Source organism: Streptomyces sp. NPDC018693, assembly GCF_044391385.1.
Classification (GTDB): domain Bacteria; phylum Actinomycetota; class Actinomycetes; order Streptomycetales; family Streptomycetaceae; genus Streptomyces.
The window spans coordinates 49,968-67,833 of the sequence record NZ_JBIRZZ010000013.1 but is presented as its reverse complement, the minus strand read 5'-3'; the positions used below and the strand labels follow the sequence as shown (position 1 = coordinate 67,833).

Below are 17,866 nucleotides of genomic sequence, written 5' to 3'. Positions count from 1 at the left end.
GAACCTGTCGACGGTGACTGACGGATCGTAGCTCATTGTTACCTATACTCACAATGCACGAGGTCCTGATATTGTTCCCGCATGACCACCCCAGATCCCGACGGCGTGCTCGCCGAGCAGCTGCTGCGGTTCACCCGCCGGGTGCACCGCATCCAGAAGCGCCATCTGGAGCGCTCCGATCTGGGCATCACCCCCGCCCAGTCGCGACTGCTGCGGACTCTTGCGCACTTCGGCGAGCCGCCGCGCATGGCCGATCTCGCACAGCGCCTGGAGGTGGTGCCGCGGGCCGTGACCACGCTGGTCGACGGGCTGGAGGCGAGCGGCAAGGTGCGCCGGGTGCCCGATCCGACCAACCGGCGGGTGATCCGCATAGAACTCACGGACACCGGCCGCGCGACCCTGCGGGACCTGCGGGGTGCGCGCCGGGCCGCCGCCCGGGAGATCCTCGCTCCTCTGACGGAGGACCAGCGGGAGGCGCTGGGCGACCTGTTGGACACGCTGATCGACGGGACGCCGGTGGGCGGTCTGTGAGCGGGCGCCGTTCCGGCGGTGTACGTGAAACGGGCCGCGCGCCCCGAATCCGTACGACGGGAGTCGGGGCGCGCGGCCCGTTCGGCGGGTGGGGTCAGCCGGCCTCGGCCGCGGCTTCCTTGTCCTTGACCAACCGCCCCGGGACTCCGGTCGTTTCGGAAGCCTCCGGCCCCTCCGCGCCGGAATCTGCCTGCGCGTCGGACGGGACCTCACCGCGCAGCACCTTCTTCGCCCGTACGGTGTCCAGCGCGCCCTCCCAGCGAGAGACGGCGAAGACGGCGACACAGTTGCCCAGCAGGTTGGTCACCACGCGCATCGAGTCCATGATGCGGTCCACACCCAGCAGCAGGGCGACGGCACCGGCGGGGAGCACACCGAGCGAGGAAGCGGTCGCGGACAGCGCCAGGAAGGCCGAACCGGGCACGCCCGCCATCCCCTTGCTGGTCAGCATCAGCACGAGGATCACGGTGATCTGCTGACTGACGCCGAGGTCCACACCCACCGCCTGCGCGATGAACAGCGTGCCGATGGACAGATAGAGGGAGGCGCCGTCGAGGTTGAAGGAGTAGCCCGTGGGCAGCACCAGACCCACCGCGTCGTCGCGGGCGCCGGCCCGGCGCAGTTTGAGCATCACGCGCGGCATGACCGACTCGGTGGACGCGGTGCCGAGCGCGAGCAGCATCTCCTCGCGGATGTAGCGGACGAAGTTCCAGAGGCTGAGCCCGGACACGATCCGCAGCGCGAGGGCGAGCAGGACGATGAAGAACGCCGCCGCCGCGTAGCACAGCACGATCAGCTTGGCGTAGGTCTCCATCACGCCCAGCCCGTACTGGCCGACGAGATGGGCCATCGCGCCGAACACCGCGAGCGGCGCCAGCCGCATGACGAAGCCGATGACCGCGAAGATGACGTCCTGGGCCTGCTCGATCGCGGGCAGGATCTTCGGCACCTTGGTGTGCCCGAGGTGCAGCAGCGCGGCACCCACCAGGCAGGCCAGGATGAGGACTTGCAGCAGCTCGTTCTCGGCGAATGCGCCGATGAAACTATGCGGAAGCGCGTCGAGGACGAACTCGGTCGTGGACGGCAGATGCCCGCCGCCCGTCTTCGCGTCGACCGCCGAGGTGTCGAGCGTGGCCGGGTCGACGTTCATGCCGCTGCCCGGCTTGACAACGTTGGCGGCGAGCAGACCGATGATCAGCGCGGCCGTGGAGGCGACCTCGAACCAGATCAGGGCCTTCACCCCGATCCGGCCGAACGCCTTCAGATCACCGGCCTTGGCGATGCCGACGACGACCACGCAGAACACGAGCGGGGAGATCACGGTCTTGATCAGTCGGGTGAAGCCGTCGCCGAGCGGCTGGAAGGCGGTGGCCGTCTCCGGCCACAGCCTCCCGACGATGATTCCGAGCACGAGGGCGCAGGCGACCTGCGCGAAGAGCGAGGTACGCAGCAAGCGTGCGACGCGTCGCGGCAGGGACGGTGCGGACTGCGGCACGGGCACTCCTTGAGGAACGGGGAACTCGCGGAAGCCAGGGGGTACTTCTGCGATACGGAAAGCGACTTCCGTGTGGATCACCCTGAAGGGCTTCTCGCTCACGAGGAAGACCACTGTGTTGCGGACAGGTAAATCGCGCCACGAGTGACGCATCGCACACCACCGGCGTCGTGGCGACGGGGACGCTCCATCAGCGCCGAGGCCGCACAGGAAAACCGGTTGATTCCGACCACCCTGCGACGCGACCCTGTCACGGTTTGCAGCCGCACGAGCCACTGGGACGTCATGCAGATCCAAGACCTTCCGTATCCCGACCCGGGCGTGCCGGACGCGCGCTCGGGACCCCACTTCCTGCGGTGGCTCTTCCGCAACCAGCTGGGCGGCCAACTGAAGTCGCTGGCCTGGGGCCTGCTGCACTTCGTGGCCGTCTCGGCGCAGCCCTTCTGCGTCGGGTTCGCCGTGCAGGCCGTCGTCGACCGCTCCGGGACCCGACTCGCCCTCGCCGGCGGGCTGATGGCGCTGTGCGGGGCCGCCACCGCGATCGGGGACACCTTCCTGCACCGCACCGCCGTCACCAACTGGATCACCGCGGCGGCACGCGTCCAGCAACTCCTCGCCCGCAAGGCCGCACAGCTCGGCTCGGTGCTGACCCGGCGGGTCGCGGCCGGCGAGGTCGTGGCCGTCTCCACCGGCGACGTCGAGAAGATCGGCTGGTTCGTGGAGGCCGTGTCCCGGTTCACCGCCGCGGCCCTCACCGTCCTGTTCGTCTGCGTCGGCCTGGTGGTCTACGAGCCCGCGCTCGGCGCCGTGGTCGCCCTGGGCCTGCCCGTGCTGGCGCTGGCGGTGCTGCCGCTGCTGCCCCGTGCCACCCGGCGGGCCGACATCCAGCGTGAGAAGGCCGGGCGGGCCACCGAACTCGCCTCCGACACCGTCGCCGGGCTGCGTGTGCTGCGCGGCATCGGCGGCGAGGACCTCTTCCTCGACCGCTACCGCAGTGCCTCCCAGGAGGTACGGCACGCCGCTGTGCGCAGCGCCCGCATGTGGTCGCTGATCAGCGCCATCCAGGTGCTGCTGCCCGGCCTGCTGCTCGTCGCGGTCGTCTGGTACGGCGTCCATCTGGCCCGCGAGGGACGTGTCTCGGTCGGCGAACTCGTCACCGTCTACAGCTCCGTGATGCTCCTGACGTATCCCCTGCGCCATTTCGAGGAGATCGCGATGGCGTACTCCTTCTCGCGGCCGTCCGCGAAGCGGGCCGCACGCGTGCTGTCGCTGGAGCGAGGCACGGCCACCGGGGGGTCCCGGGCGGCCGAGGCACCGTCGGGCGACCTGTACGACCCGGGCACCGGGCTGCTCGCTCCGTCGGGCCGGCTCACCGCCGTGGTCTGCGGCGACCCGGACGCGGCCGGACGCCTCGCCGAACGGCTCGGCGGGCACCCCGCCGAGGACGGGCCCGCCGTCCTCCTCGGCGGCGTACCGCTGGACGAACTCCCCCTGGACTGCGCGCGCACCGCCGTGCTCGTGCAGGACAAGGACCCGGTCCTGCTGTCGGGTTCGCTGCGCGACCTGCTCGACGTGCCGGCCTCGGGCGAGGTCAGCCCCAAGGAGGCGCTGGCGGCCGCGCAGTGCGCGGACGTCCTGGAGGCTCTGGTGCAGGGGTCGTTGGACGTCGAGGATCCGATGGACGCCCGGATCACCGAGCGCGGCCGCTCCCTGTCCGGCGGCCAGCGCCAGCGGCTCGCCCTGGCCCGGTCACTGCTCACCGACCCGGAGGTGCTCGTCCTGGACGAGCCGACCTCGGCCGTGGACTCGCACACCGAGGCCCGGATCGCCGAGGGCCTGCGCGATCTGCGGTCCGGGCGCACGACCGTGGTGTTCACCTCGTCGCCGCTGCTCCTGGACCGCGCCGACCGGGTCGTACTCGTCCACGAGGGCGAGGTCGCGGCGGTCGGCGTGCACCGGGAGCTGCTGCACGAGGAGCCCCGGTACCGGGCCGTCGTCACGCGCGAGACGGACGAGGAGGCCGCGCTCGGCGGCGTACTGCGCGCATGGGACAAGCAGGAACTGGAAGAGATCGAGGAGACCGCATGATCGGCGTGGCGCCACCGGCGTACGACCCGGCGGCCCCGACGACGGCGAACACGCTGCCCGTCGGCGCCCCCGCGACCGTACGCGCCTATGTGGGCGAGCTGTTGCGCAGGCACCGCCGCGCCTTTGTGCTGCTCGTCCTGGTCAACACGGCCGCCACGGTGGCCTCGATGGTGGGGCCCTGGCTGCTGGGCGACCTGGTGGAGCGGGTCTCGGACGACGCGCGGGAGCTTCATCTGGGGCTCACCGTCACGCTGTTCGTCCTGGCATTGCTCGTCCAGGCGTTCTTCGTGCGCCAGGTGCGGCTGCGCGGGGCGATGCTGGGCGAGCGGATGCTGGCCGACCTGCGGGAGGACTTCCTCGTGCGGTCGGTGCGACTGCCGCCGGGCGTGCTGGAGCGGGCCGGGACGGGCGACCTGCTGTCCCGGATCACCACCGACATCGACCGGCTCGCCAACGCGATGCGTGAGGCCGTGCCGCAGCTGACCATCGGTGTGATGTGGGCGGGGCTGCTGCTGGGCGGGCTCGTCGTCATGGCACCGCCGCTGGCGCCGGCCGTGCTGGTCGCCGTGCCGCTGCTGGTCATCGGCTGCCGCTGGTACTTCAAGCGGGCGCCGGCCGGCTACCGCTCGGAGGCCGCCGGATACGCCTCCGTCGCCGCCGCGCTGGCCGAGACCGTGGACGCCGGGCACACCGTCGAGGCGCACCGCCTGGGCGAGCGCCGGGTCGCGCTGTCCGAGCTGCGGATCCGGCAGTGGACGGCCTGGGAGCGCTACACGCTGTGGCTGCGCTCGGTGCTCTTCCCGGTCATCAATGTCGTGCACGTCACCGTGCTGGGCTCGGTGCTGATGCTCGGCGGCGTGTTCGTCCTGCAGGGCTGGATCGGTGTCGGCCAGCTGACGACGGGCGCCCTGCTCGCGCAGATGCTCGTCGACCCGGTCAACCTGATCCTGCGCTGGTACGACGAGCTGCAGGTGGCGCAGGTGTCGCTGGCCCGGCTGGTCGGCGTCCGGGAGATCGAGCCGGACGCCGGGAACGCGGCGCTGACACCGGACGGACACGAGGTGCTCGCCGACGAGGTGCGCTTCGGCTACCGCGAGGGCGTCGACGTGCTGCGCGAGGTGTCCCTGGCGGTCGCGCCCGGCACCCGGCTGGCCCTGGTCGGCCCGTCCGGCGCGGGCAAGTCCACGCTGGGCCGGCTCCTCGCGGGCATCTACGCGCCCCGGAGCGGCCGGATCACCCTGGGCGGGGCAGAGCTGTCCCGGATGACCGCCGAGCGGGTCCGCTCCCATGTGGCCCTCGTCAACCAGGAGCACCACGTCTTCGTCGGCTCCCTGCGCGACAACCTGCGGCTCGCCCGAACGGACGCCGAGGACGCCGAGCTGTGGGCGGCGCTGGGCGCGGTCGACGCGGCCGACTGGGCGCGGGCGCTGGACGACGGGCTGGACACCGAGGTCGGCTCGGGCGGCGCGGCGCTCACCCCGGCGCAGGCCCAGCAGATCGCCCTGGCCCGGCTGGTCCTCGCCGACCCGCACACGCTGGTCCTGGACGAGGCGACCTCGCTCCTCGACCCGCGCGCCGCGCGTCACCTGGAGCGCTCCCTGGCCCGGGTCCTCGACGGCCGCACGGTGGTCGCCATCGCCCACCGGCTGCACACCGCCCATGACGCGGACGTCATCGCCGTCGTCGAGAACGGCCGCATCACCGAGCTGGGCAGCCATACGGAGCTGGTCGCGGCGGACGGCGCGTACGCGGCTCTGTGGAGGTCCTGGCACGGCTGACACCGCCGGCCCGCCTGGGCCTGTGGAGGGTGCCCGGTCCTGGGTGGCCTGCGCCCGTGTGGGACGAGCAGAGGGCACCCGGTCCCCGGCGGGCACCGCCCGGGTGGAGCAGGCAATGCTTGCCCGGTTCCCAGCCACCGCCCCTCGGGTGAGGCAGGCAGAGCTTGCCCGGTCCCCGGCTGCCACCGCCGGGTAGGGAGCCAGGGATGCCTTCCCTGGCTCCGGGCCCACGCCCGAGGGAGGCAGGCATGCCCTCCCGGTCCCCAGCCACGGCCCGGGTGAGGCGATCGGCGGGCTCCTTGCGCCGGGGGCCCACAAGTGTGCGGGTGCGGTCGGCGGGGACACCGCCGGGTCCGGGGCGCTCCGTGGCCGCAGCCCCGGTGACCTGGTGCTCGGCGCGGCGCCCCGGGTCCTCGTGCCGTCTGGCGTTGCGCGGTGCCGAAGGGGGGTGGAACGCTGGGAGGCAGCACCCGCGCGGGCAGCGGCCGGACTCCGACCGGCGTCTGCCGTGCGCGGCCGGTGCCCTGTGCGGCGGCGGCCCGCTGCCGACCGTGGTGAGCACGGGCTCGTCCCCACCCCCTGGAGGTAGCCGTGAACAGCGCCGACGGATGGGGCGACGACGTCTACCAGCCGGACGCGACCGAGATCCGGGAGGACTCGGGGCTCCTCGACGCCGAGGACACCCTGGAGAACGACGGCATCGGCGCCCTCGACCGGGGCTGGTCCCCTCCGGAGCGGCCGTGGGCGGTGGAGCACACCGGTGTGACCGCCGCCGAGCGGCTGCAGGGGGAGAGCCTGGAGCAGCGGCTCGCCGAGGAGCTCCCGGACACCGTCGCCCCGTACGGCGACGGTCTCGGCGACGCGGAGGGCACCGACGGAGAACTCCTCGACAACGAGGTCGGCGCCGTGCGCTCCGGCCGCCTCGTCGCGCCGGACGAGGGCGCCCACGAGGACGAGGAGAGCGCGCTGGTCGCCAGGGACGTGGGCATCGACGGCGCGGCCGCCTCCGCCGAGGAGGCCGCGATGCACATCGTGGACGAGGAACCCCTGTCCGGCTGACGCCTCCTCCACAGCCTCCCCGCGATGGGCCGGGCGCCTCAGATGAAGTTGAGCGCGGCCGCCCCGCCCACCCCGCCGAGCAGCATGAACACCGGCATCAGGACCTTCAGCTCCACCCAGCTGCCGGCCCGGAACCGCATGCCCTTGGGCGGCCCGACCGGGTACCAGCGCTTGCGCCCGATCGGGATGGGCCACAGGATCGGGCAGCCCGAGACGGTCAGGGCGTCCCCGATGTCGTGCACCAGCGCGCCGAGCACGATCGGCAGTCCGAGCCACAGGTACTCCTGGCCGGGGCCCGTGAACAGCCAGTCCGCGCCGTTGCCGGGCTTGTCCAGCACACCGGCCAGGATCCAGGCGCTGGTCGCCGCCAGCAGCCAGACCAGCACATCGCTGCTGGAGCCCCGCGCCGCCCGCCACAACAGGCCCTCGATGGCGAGCACCATGTGCACGAAGAGGATCGCCAGGACCGCCCACCGCCCACCGGTGATCGCCAGCACCGAGGTGCCCCCGCCGATCAGGACCGCCCACAGCCAGGTGTGCGTCAGGGTGCGGTGACCGCCGGAGCGGCGTGGGTCGCCCGGCTTCCTGGTCGACTTGTAGACGGCGTAGGAGAGCTTGTCGACGATCTCGCAGAGCCAGCGCGAGACGGGGCCGAAGGCCCGCGAGATGGTCGCGGCCTTGTGGTCGAGGTCCGGGGCGAGTGCGGCGCCGGCGCAGATCAGCGCGCCGACGACCACCACGGGCCAGGGCATCGAGTGTCCGGCGGCCGCGGCCGCCGCCCCGACACCGAGCCAGGCGGCGGCGCCCGACAGTGAGTGTGCTGGTCCCATCATGGCCGTTGCCCGCCCCATTCCTCGTGTGCCGCTGTCCAGTTGACCGGGTGCGTTGACGCTCCGTCGGCGACACAGCGTAGCGGCCGTGATCTTCGGGGCCGCAGCCGATTCCCCCATCGGGCCTCGGTGCAGGCAAGATGGGGGCGTGACCCTCATCGATCAGCTCCCGCCGACCGCAGACCCCGACGCCCTGTACGAAGCCTTCGAGTCCTGGGCCCAGGAGCGCGGTCTCACGCTCTACCCCCACCAGGAGGAGGCGCTGATCGAGGTGGTCTCCGGTGCGAATGTGATCGTGTCGACGCCGACCGGCTCCGGCAAGAGCATGATCGCGGCGGGTGCGCACTTCGCGGCGCTGGCTCGCGACGAGGTCACCTTCTACACCGCTCCGATCAAGGCGCTGGTGTCGGAGAAGTTCTTCGAGCTGTGCAAGCTGTTCGGCACGGAGAACGTCGGCATGCTGACGGGCGACGCCTCCGTCAACGCCGACGCCCCGGTCATCTGCTGCACCGCCGAGGTCCTGGCCTCGATCGCGCTGCGCGACGGCAAGGACGCGGACGTCGGCCAGGTCGTCATGGACGAGTTCCACTTCTACGCGGAGGGCGACCGCGGCTGGGCCTGGCAGATCCCCATCCTGGAGCTGCCGCAGGCGCAGTTCGTGCTGATGTCGGCGACCCTCGGTGACGTGTCCTTCTTCGAGAAGGACCTCACCCGCCGCACCGGCCGTCCCACGGCCGTGGTCCGCTCGGCGACCCGGCCGGTGCCGCTGTCCTACGAGTACCGCTACACCCCGCTCACCGAGACCCTCACCGACCTGCTGGACACCAAGCAGGCGCCGGTGTACATCGTGCACTTCACGCAGGCGCAGGCCGTGGAGCGGGCGCAGGCGCTGATGAGCATCAACATGTGCTCGCGGGAGGAGAAGGAGCAGATCGCCGAGCTGATCGGGAACTTCCGCTTCACCACCAAGTTCGGCCGCAATCTCTCGCGTTACGTCCGCCATGGCATCGGTGTGCACCACGCGGGCATGCTGCCCAAGTACCGGCGCCTGGTGGAGAAGCTCGCGCAGGCCGGTCTGCTGAAGGTGATCTGCGGGACGGACACGCTGGGTGTCGGGGTCAACGTGCCCATCCGGACCGTGCTGTTCACGGCGCTCACCAAGTACGACGGCAACCGGGTGCGCACGCTGCGCGCGCGGGAGTTCCATCAGATCGCGGGCCGGGCCGGTCGGGCCGGCTTCGACACGGCCGGCTTCGTGGTCGCGCAGGCGCCGGAGCACGTCATCGAGAACGAGAAGGCGCTCGCCAAGGCCGGCGACGACCCGAAGAAGCGCCGGAAGGTGGTCCGCAAGAAGGCGCCGGAGGGCTTTGTGGCCTGGACGGAGAACACCTTCGAGAAGCTGATCGAGTCGGAGCCGGAGCCGCTGACGTCCCGTTTCCGGGTGACGCACACGATGCTGCTGTCGGTGATCGCCCGGCCCGGCAACGCCTTTGAGGCGATGCGCCGCCTGCTGGAGGACAACCACGAGCCGCGCCGGCAGCAGCTGCGACACATCCGGCGCGCGATCGCGATCTACCGCTCGCTCCTGGACGGCGGCATCGTCGAGAAGCTCGACAAGCCGGACGCCGAGGGCCGGATCGTCCGCCTCACGGTCGATCTGCAGCAGGACTTCGCGCTGAACCAGCCGCTGTCCACCTTCGCCCTGGCCGCGTTCGAGCTGCTGGACCCGGAGTCGCCGTCGTACGCGCTCGACATGGTGTCCGTCGTGGAGTCCACGCTGGACGACCCGCGGCAGATCCTCGCCGCCCAGCAGAACAAGGCGCGCGGTGAGGCCGTGGCGGCGATGAAGGCGGACGGTGTCGAGTACGAGGAGCGCATGGAGCGTCTCCAGGACATCACCTACCCGAAGCCTCTGGAGGAGCTGCTCTCCCACGCGTACAACACGTACCGCAAGAGCCACCCGTGGGTCGGCGACCACCCGCTGTCGCCGAAGTCGGTCATCCGTGACATGTACGAACGGGCGCTGTCCTTCACGGAGTTGGTGTCGTACTACGAGCTGGCCCGCACCGAGGGCATCGTGCTTCGCTACCTGGCCAGCGCTTACAAGACCCTGGACCACAACATCCCCGACGACCTCAAGTCCGACGACCTCCAGGACCTGATCGAGTGGCTGGGCGAGATGGTGCGCCAGGTCGACTCCAGTCTGCTGGACGAGTGGGAGCAGCTGGCCAACCCGGAGGAGATGACCGCCGAGGAGGCCCAGGAGAAGGCCGACGAGGTCAAGCCGGTCACCGCGAACGCGCGTGCCTTCCGCGTCCTGGTGCGCAACGCGATGTTCCGCCGCGTGGAGCTCGCCGCCCTCGACCAGGTCGACGAACTCGGCGAGATGGACGCCGAGTCCGGCTGGGACGCCGACGCCTGGGGCGAGGCGCTGGACAAGTACTGGGACGAGTACGAGGACCTCGGCACCGGTCCGAACGCGCGCGGTCCGAAGCTGCTGGTGATCCAGGAGGAGCCGGAGAACCGGCTGTGGCGCGTCCGGCAGATCTTCGACGACCCCAACGGCGACCACGACTGGGGCATCAGCGCGGAGATCGACCTCGCGGCCTCCGACGCGGAGGGCCGCGCGGTGGTCCGCGTCACCGACGTAGGCCAGCTCTGAGCACAGGAGATTCCCACGCATGACGACGAATCCGGCCGAGAGACTTGTCGACCTGCTCGACCTGGAGCAGATCGAGGTCAACATCTTCCGCGGCCGCAGCCCGCAGGAGTCCCTGCAGCGGGTCTTCGGCGGCCAGGTGGCGGGCCAGGCGCTGGTGGCCGCCGGGCGGACCACGGACGGCGACCGGCCCGTGCACTCGCTGCACGCGTACTTCCTGCGCCCGGGCCGGCCGGGAGTGCCGATCGTGTACCAGGTGGAACGGGTCCGGGACGGGCGGTCGTTCACCACTCGCCGGGTCACCGCGGTGCAGCAGGGCCGCACGATCTTCAATCTCACCGCCTCCTTTCACAAGCCTGAAGAGGGTTCCTTCGAGCACCAGCTGCCGCCGGCCCGCAAGGTTCCGGACCCGGAGTCGCTGCCGACGGTCACCGACGAGATCCGGGAGCATCTGGGCGCGCTGCCCGAGCAGTTGGAGCGCATGGCCCGGCGTCAGCCCTTCGACATCCGCTATGTCGACCGGCTGCGCTGGACCGAGGACGAGGTCAGGGGTGCCGAACCGCGCAGCGCGGTATGGATGCGCGCGGTCGGGCCGCTCGGCGACGACCCGCTGGTGCACACCTGTGCCCTGACCTACGCCAGCGACATGACCCTGCTGGACGCCGTCCGCATCCCGGTCGAGCCCCTGTGGGGTCCGCGGGGCTTCGACATGGCGTCCCTGGACCACGCCATGTGGTTCCACCGTCCCTTCCGCGCGGACGAGTGGTTCCTGTACGACCAGGAGTCGCCGATCGCGACGGGTGGCCGGGGCCTCGCCCGCGGGCGGATCTACGACCTGGAAGGGCGCCTGTTGGTGTCCGTCGTCCAGGAGGGACTGTTCAGGGCGCTGTAGGCCGTGGAGTTCTGCGGCGCAGCCGGCTCAACAGACCGCTCCTGGACCGCTGGGGCGACTCGGTGACGGGCGCGGGTGGCGGTGCCGGGCGGGCGGGACCCTGGGCGTTGGGACGGGGCGCCGGCCGCTGTTCGCGTGCCTCGGCCAGGACCTGGGCCAGATCGGACCGGAGCCATGCGATCTCGTCCGGGTCGTCCGCCGTCATGATCTCCTCGGCGAGACGGGCGGCCGGTGATCCGGGCGCTCCGTGCGAGGGCGGCCTCGGCCGGAACCGGTTGAGGTGGGAACGTTCGTAGGGATCGGGGACGATCTCCGCGATCTGTACGGGGTCCAGGAAGGCGGCCAGGGCTCCGGCGCGCTCCCAGGGTCCGTCGGCCTGCCGCAGCAGGAAGCCGAGGTGGCGGCCCCGCCAGTTGCGCCGCCGCAGGTCGACTCCGTCCGTGAGCCGGCGGCGCAGGCCCTCGGGCGTACGCCCGCGCAGCAGCCGGGTGTTCTCCTCCCCGTCGGCGAACTGGCGCAGTTCTTCGGCGAGATACAGCCAGACCACAGCCCGGTAGCGATTCAGGTAGAACGTCACGGGCACCAGCAGGCCGAGGCGCGCCAGGCGGGCGAACCTGCCCACGGGTACGTCCAGGAGGGCCGCGCCCTCCGTGGTCCCGACGGTCCTGACGCTCGCGCGCAGCGTGTCGGGAAAGCCCTCGGCGGCGCGCAGCCGGTCGATCTCCGCGCCGGGGACCCTGCGGCCCCCGCCGCCTTCGTCGGGCACGGTCCTGATACGGCCCAGGTGGACGGCGAGGTCGAACTCGCGGCGCCTCAAGTCCAGTTCCCGGGCGGCCCGGCTGAGCGTGCGGGATGCGGTGGGCAGTGGTACGACGGTGTTCGCGGTCATTGGTCTCCCCCGTGGAATGGCCGGCCCGCGCTGTCCGCGCCGGCCTCGGAAAAACCGTAGCCGGATTCGCGGACCTCGTGGGAAGCCTGTGGATAACTCCCACGGGACTAGTGAAGCCGCAGGTCAGAAGCCTGTGTCCGGGAAGCGCTCGGGCTGCCGGGGGTCGACTGCGAGGTGCTCGCCGACCCGGTTGACGAGCAGGGTCATCTCGTAGGCGATCTGCCCGATGTCGGCCTCGGCCGCGCTGAGCACGCACAGACAGCTGCCGGTGCCCGCCGCTGTGACGAACAGCACCGCGTCGTCGAACTCGACCATGGTCTGGCGTACCCGGCCCGCGCCGAAGTGGTGGCCGGAGCCCTTGGCCAGGCTGTGCAGTCCGGACGAGACGGCGGCGAGATGTTCGGCGTCCTCACGGCGCAGTCCGGTGCTCGCGCCGGCCACCAGGCCGTCGGTGGACAGCACCAGTGCGTGCCGTACGTGGTCGACGCGTTCGGTCAGATCGTCCAGGAGCCAGCCCAGTCCCTGCTTCTGCGCCATGATCCGTTCTCCCCGTGTGCCCGTTCCCCGTGCGGTCCCTCGTCGGTCCGGAGGGCGCGTGTTCGTCAGCCTTCCCCACGACTGGGCGGTGGGCAAGGAGGACAGGCCCATGGCACAGAAGATGACCGACAAGGAACGGCGGGATCCCGTGGTCACCCCACGGAGTCGAGGAGCCGGGCGGTGTGCATGCGCCCGGCGTACTCGACGAGGCTGATCAGCACCTCCTTGCCCGAGTCCCGGTCACGGGCGTCGCACAGCACCACGGGCGTGCCCTCGTCGAGGTCGAGGGCGCGTGAGACGTCCTGGGCGTCGTGGGTCCGCGCGCCCGCGAAGCAGTTGACGGCCACCACGAAGGGGATGTGGCGGTGCTCGAAGTAGTCGACCGCGGGGAAGCAGTCCTCCAGACGCCGGGTGTCGGCGAGCACGACGGCGCCCAGGGCGCCCTGGGACAGTTCGTCCCACAGGAACCAGAAGCGGTCCTGGCCCGGCGTGCCGAACAGGTAGAGGGAGAGGCCGGAGCGGATGGTGATGCGGCCGAAGTCCATGGCGACGGTGGTGGTGACCTTCTGGTCGACGCCGTCGGTGTCGTCCACCGACTGCCCCGCCTCGCTGAGGAGTTCCTCGGTGCGCAGCGGTCTGATCTCGCTGACCGCCCCGACGAGGGTGGTCTTGCCCACCCCGAATCCGCCGGCGACCAGTATCTTCAACGCCAGGGGGGCCGTCTCGCCGCCCGTGGCGTCGGTGTGCTCGGAGACCATGGATCACTTCCCTCGCTGATCGCAGCGACGATCGATGTCGGGGTTCATCTAGAGCGCCCGCAGCCCTTCGATGACTTCGCGCAGAATCCGTTCGTCAGGGAGTTGCGCGGGTGGTACGGGTCGGCTGACGGTGAGGCAGCCGAGTTCCAGCAGATCGCCGAGGAGCACCCGGACGACACCCACAGGGAGGTCGGTGCCCGCGGCGAGTTCGGCGACCGACTGGGTCTCCGTGCGGCACAGGTCGATCAGGGCCCGGTGTTCCGGACCGAGCGCTGGGTCACCGGCGAGACCGGGTGCGCCGGGGTCCAGGGTGACGAGGGCGATCAGGTCGAAGCGGACCCCGCTGGGGCCGGGGCGGGTGCGCCCACCCGTCATGGCGTACGGGCGCACCAGGGGTCCGGCCTCGTTGTCGTACCACTGGCTGCCCGGCTCGCGCGGGGTGCCGGTCATGTCCTCGGTCATCGGTGTGCGCCGCCCTCGTGACTCATCCCGCGGCGGGTGGCCGTGCGGCGACGCGTGGCGCCGTGTAGAGGTGTTCCCCGACGCGCTTGACCAGCCGTGCCATCTCGTAGGCGACCAGGCCGATGTCGGCCGTGGCGGCGGTGAGGACGGCGAGGCAGGAGCCGTCGCCCGCGGCGGCGACGAACAGGAAGGCGTCGTCCATCTCCACCATGGTCTGGCGGACACCGCCGACACCGAAGTGCCGGCCGGTGCCCTTGGCCAGGCTGTGGAAGCCGGAGGCGACGGCCGCGAGGTGTTCGGCGTCCTCGCGGCCGAGGCCCGTCGAGGCGCCCACGGCGAGTCCGTCGTTGGACAGCACCACGGCGTGCCGTACCTCGCTGACGCGCATCACCAGGTCGTCCAGCAGCCAGTCGAGTTCACCGGACCGCTGGGACGGCCTCGTGCTCGGGTCCTGGATCATGCGGGGTCTCCTTCGCTGCTGTCGCTGCCCGGGGCGGGCTCCGTGGTGGTTCCGCCGCCGGGTTCTCTGCCGCCGCCCCGCGCCCAGCCGTCCCGGTAGGCGGCCATGCGGTCCCGTACGAGTTCGGGGGTGCGTCCGTCGTCGCCGCGGGGGCCGGACGGCCGGTCCGGTGCCTCCGGGCGCGGGTTGCGCAGCTGGGGGGCGAGGCTCGCCTGCCGTACCCGGCGGGGCAGGTCTTCGGACGCGCCGGTGTCGTCGTCCGGGGGACGGTGCAGGCGCAGGGCGGTGACTCCGGGGGGTGGGGAGTCGGTCTCGGCGGCGTGGACGGGAGCGACCAGCGCCGGCCGGTCGGTGGAGGTGGGTACGACCGTCTCCTGGTGCGGCCGGTCGAGGGCCGTCTCGTGGTGCGAGTCCGGGGCCGTCTCGTCGTGCCGGTCGAATGCCGTCTTCCGATGTCGGTCGGCGGCGGCCACGCGCGCGTAGGCGCGTTCCGCGGGCGCCTCGGCGTGCTCCGTCGCCGGGGTCGACCGCTCCGCCGCGCCGCTGTGCAGCAGGGCGGTGGGCAGGAGGACGACGGCTGTGGTGCCGCCGTAGGGTGAGGTCCGCAGTTGGACCTTGACGCCGTGGCGGGCGGCGAGCCTGCTGACCACGAACAGGCCGAGCCGGTCGCTGTCGAACAGGTCCAGTGCCTCGGACTGGGCGATGCGCCGGTTGGCCTCGGCGAGGGCTTCCTTGCCCATGCCCAGGCCGCGGTCCTCGACTTCGACGGCGTATCCGTTGCCGACGGGTTCGCCGCTGATGCGCACCCGTGTGTGCGGGGGCGAGAACTGGGCGGCGTTCTCGACGAGTTCGGCGAGCAGGTGGGTGAGGTCGGCGACGGCGGCGCCGTTGACGGACGCCTCCGGGAGCCGGCGCACCTCCACGCGCGCGTAGTCCTCGACCTCGGAGACGGCCGCGCGGACGACGTTGGTGAGGGAGACGGGCATCCGCCAGGCGCGGCCTGGAGCGGCCCCGGAGAGGATGATCAGGCTCTCCGCGTGGCGCCGCATCCGCGTGGTGAGGTGGTCGAGACGGAAGAGGTCGCCGAGTTCGTTCGGGTCGTCGGAGCGGCGCTCCATGCTGTCCAGCAGGCTCAGCTGGCGGTGGACGAGGACCTGGCTGCGGCGGGCGAGGTTGACGAACACCCCGGAGATGCCGCTGGCGAGTTCGGCGCGCTCGACGGCGGCCCGCAGCGCGGCCCGGTGGACGGTGTCCAGGGCCTCGGCGACCTGTCCGGTCTCGTCCTCGGCGCGCGGTCCGGGCGGGGCCTCCGCGCGGATGTCGATCTCCTCGCCCGCGCGCAGTCTGCGCATGGCCTCGGGGAGTTTGCGGCGGGCGATCTCCAGGGCGCCGTTGCGCAGGCTGACCAGTTCGACGACGAGGGTGCGGCCGATGCGGACGGAGATGACGAGCGAGGCGGCGACGGCGGCGAGTCCGAGCAGTACGGCGGCGCCGGCCGGGGTGAGGAGTCCGCGGGTGAACGGGTCGGCGCGGTCGGCGACCCCGCGTGCGGCGTCCGCCTCGATGGTGCGCATCGCGCTCTGCACGTGCGCGTGGGCCTGGTCCCAGGTGCCCGCGGGAGCGGCGGAGAGCGCCCGGGTGCCGGTGCCCCGGGCGAGCACCTTGTCCTCGGCCGTGTCCAGCGTGGCGTAGGCGGTGCCGCCGGCGAGGGCGCGCCAGGCGGCGCGTTCCGGGCCGCGCAGGTCGGCGACCGCGGAGTCGGTGAGGGCGCGTCGGGTCTGGACGGCTCCGGTGAACAGCCGCATGCGCTCCGGGTCCAGCCGCCCGGCCAGGCGGGCGGCGGCGAGGACGGTGTCCTCCTGAGCCAGGGCCTCGCCTGCGCGGGAGAACTCCAGCAGCACGCGCGCGTCGGAGCCGAGTTCGGCGTCCTGGATGCCGCTGAGGGCACCGCCGACCGTGAAGGCCGTGGCGATGGTCGTGGAGTACTGGTCGTAGGTCCTGCGCCAGCCGGCGTCTCCGTCGAGGACGGCGGTGCGCAGCGTGCGCAGTTCCTCGGCCCGGGAGACGAACGTCTGGAGCCGCTGGGCGACTCCCGCGGGCAGTTCCTGGGCGTCGGCGACAGTGCTGTCGTCGCCGAGCCGGAGCCGGGCGACGGCGCGGTCGGTGTCCTGGGCCAGCTTCGTCAGATCGCCGTCCTGTCCGGCTCCGGGGTCGGTGGCGTGGCGGACGGCCGCCTCACGCTCGGCCTGGAGCGCGGCGACGGCGGCCGCGACGGGGGCGCGTACCTCGGCGTCGACCCGCTGCAGCTGGCGCAGCCGGGAGATGTCCTGGGCGGTGGTGACGGTGGCGTACGCCCACAGGGCAAGCAGGGAGACGACCGGCACCATCAGCAGACAGACGATCTTGGCTCGGACGGTGCGCGGGCGGATCAGCGGGCGTCCCGCGCGCGTGGATGGCGTGTCCCGTGCGACGCCCGTCCCCTCGTCCGGGGTCTCGTCGGCGGGCGGTCCGGCGTGGGCGCGGCGGCCGCGGGGTACGGGCCGGCTCTCGGCGCCGGTCGTGAGGGTCCTACGGGGTGTACGCATGGCCTCCTCGCTGGGGAGTGGGTCGGGGCGGGCCGTCCGGTCCGTCACGCGGTGCGGGTCCGCTGCCGTGCGGAGGGGTGCTCGGCCGGTCGTTGTGCCGAGGCGGTTGCCTCGCGCTCCCCCGTGGTGGGCGACAGCGCGACGAAGGCCGAGGTGAGGAAGAGGTAGGACCCGAGGCCGACGGCGAGGGGGAAGATGAACTGCATCGCCGTGGCCCCGGGCAGGACCTCGCCGGAGGGCGTGACACGCACGCGTACCGCGGCCATTCCGGTGTAGTGCATGCTGCTCACCGCGGCTCCCATGACGAGGGAGGCGAGGGTGACGGCGACGGGCGACTTGATGTTGAGCGCGGCCCACAGGGCGGCCGTCGCCGCCACGACCGCGATCAGGACGGAGAGCCCGACGAGCATCGGGTCGTAGGTGATGTCGCCGTGCAGCCGGACCGCGGCCATGCCGAGGTAGTGCATGCTCGCGACGCCCAGCCCGGTGGTGAGTCCGCCGAGCAGCAACGCGCGCGTGCGGTCACGTCCGTATCCGACGGCGAAGACGCCGGCGCAGACGACGAGCATGGCGACGAGCAGGCTGAGGACGGTCAGCGGCACGTCGTAGCGGATGTCGGTGCCGCTGACGCCGAAGCCGAGCATGGCCACGAAGTGCATGGTCCAGATGCCGGTGCCGATCGCCGAGGCGGCGGTGACGAGCCAGTTGCGCCGGGAGCGTCCGGTCGCGCCGAGCGCGCGGACGGTACAGCGCAGCCCGAGGGCGGCGCCTATGCAGGCCATCGCGTACGACAGCACGGGGGTCAGCCAGCCGAAGGTGGCGTGGTCCAGGTGTCCCATGGCC

Annotated in this window: 15 protein-coding genes; 6 read left to right on the top strand and 9 right to left on the bottom strand. The window is 72.1% G+C overall.

Annotated elements, in window-relative coordinates:
- Window positions 1-81 precede the first annotated feature (81 nt).
- Window positions 82-531, top strand: coding sequence for a MarR family winged helix-turn-helix transcriptional regulator (locus ACH5AC_RS28825; RefSeq protein ID WP_398865109.1), 450 nt, complete (start codon window positions 82-84; stop codon window positions 529-531).
- 94 nt (window positions 532-625) lie between these two features.
- Here the strand turns inward: ACH5AC_RS28825 and ACH5AC_RS28820 are convergent, their stop codons facing one another.
- Window positions 626-2,026 carry a cation:dicarboxylate symporter family transporter gene (locus ACH5AC_RS28820; protein WP_398865108.1) on the bottom strand — a complete coding sequence of 467 codons (1,401 nt, stop codon included), beginning with the start codon at window positions 2,024-2,026 and terminating at the stop codon, window positions 626-628.
- A gap of 285 nt (window positions 2,027-2,311) precedes the next feature.
- Between ACH5AC_RS28820 and ACH5AC_RS28815 the strand changes: the two genes are divergently transcribed.
- The 3 genes from ACH5AC_RS28815 to ACH5AC_RS28805 all read left to right on the top strand — a co-directional run bounded on the left by ACH5AC_RS28815 (window position 2,312) and on the right by ACH5AC_RS28805 (window position 6,951).
- Window positions 2,312-4,114, top strand: a complete 1,803-nt coding sequence (locus tag ACH5AC_RS28815) for an ABC transporter ATP-binding protein (protein ID WP_398865107.1) — start codon at window positions 2,312-2,314, stop codon at window positions 4,112-4,114.
- Window positions 4,111-5,892: an ABC transporter ATP-binding protein gene (locus ACH5AC_RS28810; protein WP_398865106.1), complete on the top strand. Its 1,782-nt coding sequence runs from the start codon at window positions 4,111-4,113 to the stop codon at window positions 5,890-5,892. The genes ACH5AC_RS28815 and ACH5AC_RS28810 overlap by 4 nt, the downstream gene beginning before the upstream one ends.
- Before the next feature lie 591 nt (window positions 5,893-6,483).
- On the top strand, window positions 6,484-6,951 hold the full coding sequence (locus ACH5AC_RS28805; RefSeq protein ID WP_398865105.1) for a DUF5709 domain-containing protein: 468 nt from the start codon (window positions 6,484-6,486) through the stop codon (window positions 6,949-6,951).
- Between the two features lie 38 nt (window positions 6,952-6,989).
- Here ACH5AC_RS28805 and ACH5AC_RS28800 read toward each other — a convergent pair whose 3' ends face one another.
- Entirely contained in the window at window positions 6,990-7,784 is a 795-nt protein-coding gene (locus ACH5AC_RS28800; RefSeq protein WP_398865104.1) for a metal-dependent hydrolase, read from the bottom strand.
- Window positions 7,785-7,929: 145 nt separating this feature from the next.
- On the opposite strand from ACH5AC_RS28800, the gene ACH5AC_RS28795 reads away from it, so the two are divergent.
- On the top strand, window positions 7,930-10,443 hold the full coding sequence (locus ACH5AC_RS28795) for a DEAD/DEAH box helicase (protein ID WP_398865103.1): 2,514 nt from the start codon (window positions 7,930-7,932) through the stop codon (window positions 10,441-10,443).
- Window positions 10,444-10,462: 19 nt separating this feature from the next.
- Complete coding sequence (locus ACH5AC_RS28790; protein WP_398865102.1) at window positions 10,463-11,332, top strand: acyl-CoA thioesterase; 870 nt, start codon at window positions 10,463-10,465, stop codon at window positions 11,330-11,332.
- Here the strand turns inward: ACH5AC_RS28790 and ACH5AC_RS28785 are convergent.
- From ACH5AC_RS28785 to ACH5AC_RS28755, 7 genes are all read right to left on the bottom strand, one after another.
- Window positions 11,319-12,221, bottom strand: a complete 903-nt coding sequence (locus ACH5AC_RS28785) for a DUF6397 family protein (protein WP_398865101.1) — start codon at window positions 12,219-12,221, stop codon at window positions 11,319-11,321. The two genes, ACH5AC_RS28790 and ACH5AC_RS28785, sit on opposite strands and share 14 nt — an antisense overlap.
- Window positions 12,222-12,344: 123 nt before the next feature.
- Window positions 12,345-12,758: a roadblock/LC7 domain-containing protein gene (locus ACH5AC_RS28780; RefSeq protein ID WP_398865100.1), complete on the bottom strand. Its 414-nt coding sequence runs from the start codon at window positions 12,756-12,758 to the stop codon at window positions 12,345-12,347.
- A 152-nt stretch (window positions 12,759-12,910) separates the two neighbouring features.
- Window positions 12,911-13,516 (bottom strand): GTP-binding protein, encoded by a 606-nt coding sequence (locus ACH5AC_RS28775; RefSeq protein ID WP_398865099.1) that lies wholly within the window; start codon window positions 13,514-13,516, stop codon window positions 12,911-12,913.
- A gap of 48 nt (window positions 13,517-13,564) precedes the next feature.
- Window positions 13,565-13,978 (bottom strand): DUF742 domain-containing protein, encoded by a 414-nt coding sequence (locus ACH5AC_RS28770; protein ID WP_398865098.1) that lies wholly within the window; start codon window positions 13,976-13,978, stop codon window positions 13,565-13,567.
- Window positions 13,979-14,000: 22 nt separating this feature from the next.
- Complete coding sequence (locus ACH5AC_RS28765; protein WP_398865097.1) at window positions 14,001-14,438, bottom strand: roadblock/LC7 domain-containing protein; 438 nt, start codon at window positions 14,436-14,438, stop codon at window positions 14,001-14,003.
- Window positions 14,435-17,023, bottom strand: coding sequence for a nitrate- and nitrite sensing domain-containing protein (locus ACH5AC_RS28760; protein ID WP_398865096.1), 2,589 nt, complete (start codon window positions 17,021-17,023; stop codon window positions 14,435-14,437). The genes ACH5AC_RS28765 and ACH5AC_RS28760 overlap by 4 nt, the downstream gene beginning before the upstream one ends.
- 44 nt (window positions 17,024-17,067) lie before the next feature.
- Window positions 17,068-17,862 (bottom strand): MHYT domain-containing protein, encoded by a 795-nt coding sequence (locus ACH5AC_RS28755; RefSeq protein WP_398865095.1) that lies wholly within the window; start codon window positions 17,860-17,862, stop codon window positions 17,068-17,070.
- Window positions 17,863-17,866: the final 4 nt, after the last annotated feature.

Coding starts and splice junctions, on each gene's coding strand:
- ACH5AC_RS28800 (WP_398865104.1), bottom strand. CDS start 7,784: ATGATGGGACCAGCACACTCACTGTCGGGCGCCGCCGCCTGGCTCGGT.
- ACH5AC_RS28810 (WP_398865106.1), top strand. CDS start 4,111: ATGATCGGCGTGGCGCCACCGGCGTACGACCCGGCGGCCCCGACGACG.
- ACH5AC_RS28755 (WP_398865095.1), bottom strand. CDS start 17,862: ATGGGACACCTGGACCACGCCACCTTCGGCTGGCTGACCCCCGTGCTG.
- ACH5AC_RS28790 (WP_398865102.1), top strand. CDS start 10,463: ATGACGACGAATCCGGCCGAGAGACTTGTCGACCTGCTCGACCTGGAG.
- ACH5AC_RS28760 (WP_398865096.1), bottom strand. CDS start 17,023: ATGCGTACACCCCGTAGGACCCTCACGACCGGCGCCGAGAGCCGGCCC.
- ACH5AC_RS28780 (WP_398865100.1), bottom strand. CDS start 12,758: ATGGCGCAGAAGCAGGGACTGGGCTGGCTCCTGGACGATCTGACCGAA.
- ACH5AC_RS28765 (WP_398865097.1), bottom strand. CDS start 14,438: ATGATCCAGGACCCGAGCACGAGGCCGTCCCAGCGGTCCGGTGAACTC.
- ACH5AC_RS28825 (WP_398865109.1), top strand. CDS start 82: ATGACCACCCCAGATCCCGACGGCGTGCTCGCCGAGCAGCTGCTGCGG.
- ACH5AC_RS28815 (WP_398865107.1), top strand. CDS start 2,312: ATGCAGATCCAAGACCTTCCGTATCCCGACCCGGGCGTGCCGGACGCG.
- ACH5AC_RS28785 (WP_398865101.1), bottom strand. CDS start 12,221: ATGACCGCGAACACCGTCGTACCACTGCCCACCGCATCCCGCACGCTC.
- ACH5AC_RS28775 (WP_398865099.1), bottom strand. CDS start 13,516: ATGGTCTCCGAGCACACCGACGCCACGGGCGGCGAGACGGCCCCCCTG.
- ACH5AC_RS28770 (WP_398865098.1), bottom strand. CDS start 13,978: ATGACCGAGGACATGACCGGCACCCCGCGCGAGCCGGGCAGCCAGTGG.